This window comes from Stenotrophomonas sp. YJH_SMC_130 (assembly GCF_059369035.1).
Map to the genome: position 1 here is coordinate 1 of NZ_JCAFSH010000030.1, position 3,661 is coordinate 3,661.

The 3,661-nt window shown below is 61.3% G+C and carries 3 protein-coding genes; all 3 read left to right on the forward strand.

What is annotated here, in order from left to right; translation table 11 throughout:
* Positions 1 to 2,604: hemagglutinin repeat-containing protein (locus AC5P5V_RS17700; protein ID WP_495215973.1), on the forward strand; the 2,604-nt coding region annotated here is incomplete at its 5' end.
* Positions 2,597 to 3,094: a hypothetical protein gene (locus AC5P5V_RS17705; RefSeq protein ID WP_134969469.1), complete on the forward strand. Its 498-nt coding sequence runs from the start codon at positions 2,597 to 2,599 to the stop codon at positions 3,092 to 3,094. The genes AC5P5V_RS17700 and AC5P5V_RS17705, both read left to right, overlap by 8 nt.
* Before the next feature lie 294 nt (positions 3,095 to 3,388).
* Positions 3,389 to 3,661: hemagglutinin repeat-containing protein (locus AC5P5V_RS17710; RefSeq protein WP_308141268.1), on the forward strand; the 273-nt coding region annotated here is incomplete at its 3' end.

The following is a 3,661-nucleotide window of genomic DNA, read 5'->3' on the forward strand; positions in this document are numbered from 1 at the left end:
AGCCAGGGCGACGTCAGCATCGTGGCCACCGCCGGTGACCTGAGCATCATCGGCAGCCAGGTGAAGGGTGACAACGTGGCGCTGGCCGCGCGGGACAACATCACCCTGCGCAGCGAAGCGGAAGACCACACGCAGTCGTCGAAGAACAAGAGCGGCAGCGGTGAGATCGGTTTCAGCATCGGCGCGCAGACCGGTTGGTACGTGTCGGCCAGCACCGCCAAGGGCAAGGGCAGCGGCAACGGCACCACGCACGTCGAAACCGTGGTGGACGCCGACCGCAACCTGACCGTCATCAGCGGCAAGGACACCACGCTGCAGGGTGCCCAGCTGAGCGGCGACAAGGTGGTGGCCAGTATCGGCGGCAACCTGTCCATCATCAGCGAGCAGGACACCGACGACTACGCCAGCAAGCAGACCCAGGCTGGCGGCACCTTCGTGTATGGCAGCGGCGGCACCGTCAACATTGGCCAGCAGAAGGTCGAGAGCCACCTGCGCAGCGTGCAGGAACAGAGCGGCATCGTTGCCGGCAGCGGCGGCTTCAACATCACCGTGGGTGGCAACACGCACTTGGAAGGCGGCGTGATCGGCAGCACCGCCGATGCCTCGAAGAACCGCCTGGATACCGGCAGCCTGACCGTTGTCGACATCGAGAACGAATCCCGCGCCAAGACCAGTGGCGGTGGCATCGGCACCGGGATGAGCAGCGGTGGTGGCATCAGCAACCCGCTGGGGAGCGCGGCCGGTGCGGGGCTGAGCCTGCTGGGCGGTACGAAGAAGAACGACAGCAGCACCACCCACTCGGATATCGCCGCCGGCACCGTGGTGGTGCGCGATGGCAATGAGAGCGCTTTGGCCGGTCTTGATCGGACCGCGACCGGCTTTGATACCGACAGCGCACTGTCGGCCGTTGACCTGCGCAAGATGCAGGAGCGTGCCGAGGTGATGCAGCTGGGTGGGCAGCTGCTGTTCAAGGGCGTGGGCGACCTGGGCGGCTACCTGAGCCAGAAGGCGGAGACCGAGGAAGGCAAGGCGTTCTGGGCCGACGGCGGCAATGGCCGCGCGCTGCTGCACGGCATGGCCGGTGCGGCGATGGCCGCATTGGGTGGTGCGGATGCGTTGAACGGCGCGGTGAGTGCTGCCGGTGCGGAGAAGGCCAAGATCGCGATCTCGGAATTCCTCGAGAGCAACAAGGGCAACCTGAGCTGGGAGGACTACCAGTCGCTGATGGAAGTGGGCAGCGCGATGGTGGGCGGTGCTCTGGGTGGAAGCACGGGCGCCAACATTGCGGTGACCGGGGACCGGTTCAATCGGCAGCTGCACCCGGACGAGGTGAAGTGGATCCGCTTCCATGCAGAGGAATTCGCCCGCGAGCAGAAGATCTCGAAGGAAGAGGCCTATCGCATCCTTCTTGTGGAAGCGGCTGCGTACGTTGACTCGAAAATACAGTCCGACCTGAGTGGAGTAGAAAACAACACTGACGCAATTGATTTCCTGCGCAAGAACCAGAACAAGTACGACTGGGGTACCGCGTTCGACAGCAGCGATCGGGACAACTTCTCTAAGTTCAGCGAAGAGCTTGGGCGCGAAACCGGCTATTTCAAAGACGTCTACACTGCCATCTCGGGAACTGCTTACGCCGCCGGATCAACCAAGGACTGGCGCTTTGAGTTCCAGGAGCCACTGCGCTACTACGGCGACGCCTCGCGCTCTCAGAAGGGCGTTGCCGTGGTCCAGGCTGGCGCAGCCGCTCTTGGCATCGGTGCGGCGGCGGCTGTTGAGTTCGGTGGCTGGTGCATCCTCAATCCGTACAGTTGCACCAAGGCCATCAGCGGAGCAGCCGATGCGGTGATGGGTGACTACGTGGGTGGTCATTCGCTTGCACCTGTGCTGCCGGCCCTGGTGGCGGCAAAGGCTGCTACCACTGCGGAACAAACGCTTCGACTGTCGAGCGGCGCGGTGGGTGCTGAGATCGCGGGGAATGCTGCAAAGAAGGGGGGGCTGCAATCCGAGCAGGTGCTGAAGCCGATGCAGGCTGCCGGTGCGGATGTGGCAGAGGCAGGCGCGAAGGCCGGGGCAAGCGAACAATCTTCTCTGGCAACTCTGAATCGTCTGAGTCCGCAGGAAGAGGCTGAGCTACTAAAGCGACAACTGATCCAGGCCGAGCGGCATGATCCATGGATCGGTACAACGCTTCCGGGGGCCGAGGCGCCAGTGACGGTTACGGCAGAAGCAACCGTCGGCGGGCGAATGCTCAAAGACACCAATCAGACCGCCCGACCTACCAAGCTCGCTGATGCAGACCATCCGACGCTGGTGGCCGATCTCCTCCCGCATGGTGCGCCAAACTCCAGCATGAAGTCCGCTCATGCGGAAATTGCGGTCATCCAGCGAGCCTATGAGCAAGGGCTTACGGCAGGCGAAAGAATGGTGATCGTCGTCAGAGGGGAGCCAATTTGTAGCTTCTGTAGGGGCAGTGATAACTTGCTCGCAGCGGCGGAGAGGTCGGGCCTAGAGCGACTTGAGGTGATTGGAGTGGAGGGAAATAGCAAACTAATCTGGACCAAGGGTTCCAAGGGATTCAGGGAGGTGGTTCTGCATGAATGAAGTCTGGGGTATGGGCGTGAATAGACTGGTTATGAAGCTAAACGACAGGCAGGACCCACGTGGGCCTCAGTGGGTCGAGAAGCCGGAATTAACTAAAGTTGAAAGCTCAGTACGTCGAGTGTTTGAAAATGGAAAAATGTTGGAGCTGTCCCTTCTGGACGCCGATGATTTTGTGATCAGAGCATTCCACATTGATAGTGCTGGGCGGCAGTGTAGGTTTACTCTCTGCGCCGCTGACGGGGATAGGAAGAATAGATTGCTTGAATGGTGGGAGTCCAGGGATAGCGAATTTCGTGGCGCAAGTCGGTATGTTGATGATTACTTTGATGACAGAACGGTTTGCCGGGACGTGGAAATTGCGGTTGCGCTGGCGCTCGAGTTCTCCAAAGACGGGGGATTGAGTGAAAATTCCATGTCCTACTTCATTTCTATGTGGGATCCTCTAAGTGTCGAGGGCAGACGTCTTGTCGCAGAGTCTCTTTCGTCGTGATGGTGAACGTAGCCACGCACATAGTGCCGGATAGCTATGGCGCGCCTTTTCGATGCGTTGCGCAGTTCTAGGCGTCGGCGCCAGCGTTGTTGACCTCGGTGGACGCAAGATCTTCGTCGCAAGGTGGCAGGTTGCATCGTTGCAATGTCCGAGCGACAGATGAGTCAGTCATCGAAGAACAAGAGCGACAGCGCGAAGTTGGCTTCAACATCGGCGTGTAGCTTTGAGATCGTGACGTAGCACCTCGTCGATGGCGCCCTGGCGGCCAATGCCGCCGCTGGCGTCGGCAGCGCCATGCAGCAGGGTGCTTCCGGCGCTACTGACGGCGTAAGCCTGCGCATCGGCATCGGCATCGGCATCGGCGCCTCCAGCTCCAGTGCCAGCCAGACCAGCCACGACCAGTCGGCGGTGGGCAGCACCATCCGCAGCCAGGGCGACGTCAGCATCGTGGCCACCGCCGGTGACCTGAGCATCATCGGCAGCCAGGTGAAGGGTGACAACGTGGCGCTGGCCGCGCGGGACAACATCACCCTGCGCAGCGAAGCGGAAGACCACACGCAGTCGTCG

Coding starts and splice junctions, on each gene's coding strand:
- AC5P5V_RS17705 (WP_134969469.1), top strand. CDS start 2,597: ATGAATGAAGTCTGGGGTATGGGCGTGAATAGACTGGTTATGAAGCTA.